General features: G+C 40.4%; 2 protein-coding genes. One reads left to right on the top strand and one right to left on the bottom strand.

Annotated elements, in window-relative coordinates; translation table 11 throughout:
• Nucleotides 1-854 (top strand): hypothetical protein (locus F6J99_RS44870; protein WP_293123867.1); only part of this gene is annotated, 854 nt, incomplete at its 5' end.
• Nucleotides 855-1,180: 326 nt separating this feature from the next.
• On the opposite strand, the gene F6J99_RS44865 is transcribed toward F6J99_RS44870, so the two are convergent.
• Nucleotides 1,181-1,495, bottom strand: a complete 315-nt coding sequence (locus tag F6J99_RS44865) for a hypothetical protein (protein WP_293123864.1) — start codon at nucleotides 1,493-1,495, stop codon at nucleotides 1,181-1,183.
• Nucleotides 1,496-1,603 lie beyond the last annotated feature (108 nt).

The raw sequence follows: 1,603 nt of genomic DNA, 5'->3' as shown, positions 1-1,603 counted from the left end.
TCACTGTATTGACAGGACGGGAGCATAAAGGTGATGAGAACGGAGAAACTCGCTACAGATATTCTAAGATTCAATATAATGGCATTTATTGTGGATTGAATGATTCCATTTGGTCAAATAATATAAAGGAATCTTCGGGGAATTGGTCTATAGCGACAACTAATAAAGTAATGACAGGAAGACAGCATAGTGGGGATGAAAATGGAGAGACGAAATATCAATATTCTAGTATTATCTTAGAAACAAAAATTAAAACTACAAAAGATTTCTGTAGTATCGCTACAAAATTTAGATCTTTTAGATCTTTAGAGGTCAACCAACGACCTAGGTATTCTGTAGGTTGGGAACCATTCTTGGGTGATTGGGAACGATATAAAGCTACTAATAATAAATATCCTATATTTAGATACCACGACCCATCTGAAATTGACGGCGTATGTGTTTTGATAGGAATAGAAGATGGAAAGCTATATGGGGAAAACCTTAAAGCACAGAGATGTGAGGAAGTAGTCCTATATTCAAAAGAGGAAGGCCACTATTCATGGGTATTATCGCCTGCAGGATATATATTATATAAATGGAACTCTAAATTAGAATTGGATAAAAAAAATTACACTAGACATAGTGAGTTGGGATCGGGGGAAGCAGTCACTTGTGCTGGAGAGTTCTATTTGACGGAAACTTTCAATTCCAGTATTTCTATCAAAGAGCTTTATATAGAACTCAACGATAGCTCTGGACACTATAAGCCTGATGGGAATAAGTGCTTTAGGTATGTATTAGAAAAGTTAAAATATTTAGGCATAAAATCGGAAAATGTCCAAGTTTATGCACACAATTGGAAATTAGACTAGGCAGGGTAATCGCATCTAAATCGAGCCCCAAAATGCTGTAACACTCCCTAAAACTTGATTATCCTCTGAACTGACCAAAGCACACTAATTGAGTGGTCTTGCACCCGTTCCGCGTTTATGATCTAGGGCTTGACTGAGAACAGAGACGTCCATTACCTCCTCTAACTCACCTGCTCAGTCGTGATCAACTACGACTAACACCTGAGTTACCTGCCTGATTGACTGACAAAAGTTATTCCGGAGCATATTGGTACGTCAGTACTTTGAACTAATGCCTATAAGTTCGTTTTTCGTGTTGTTTGCGCGATGCCATAACAGGGTCAGGATCACGGTTGGAGGTGAAACTGACCTGACGAATCAGTCGCCATCCGTTTAACAGAGCAGTTTTGACCCCTACCCAGCCAATGCGGAAATAGCTGTTGCCACGTGCGCCAATGGGTGTCTACCCAACGTCGTTGACCTGACTCTACCACTGCCACCCCTTGGGCACTGACATAGAGAGTTGCTACCGCTTTGATAAACCATAATCGTGACAGGGCAGATGGATCTCTAATCTCTGATTTTTGGAGATTCCAGCCACTGGACTGGTCATCTAAAAAGTTCTGTTCATAATCGTTGCGTAACCCCTGGTTGACTGACAAAACTATTCAGCAGCATACTTGTACGTTTGTATTTTGAATTCCAGCCGATAACATCGTTTCTCATGTTGTTTTCGCGAAGCTATCACCGGGTCAGGGTCTTGATTAGTT

The sequence above is a fragment of the Moorena sp. SIO4G3 genome (assembly GCF_010692305.1).
Classification (GTDB): Bacteria; Cyanobacteriota; Cyanobacteriia; order Cyanobacteriales; family Coleofasciculaceae; genus Moorena; species Moorena producens_A.
This window is presented reverse-complemented; position numbering and strand designations above follow the sequence as displayed.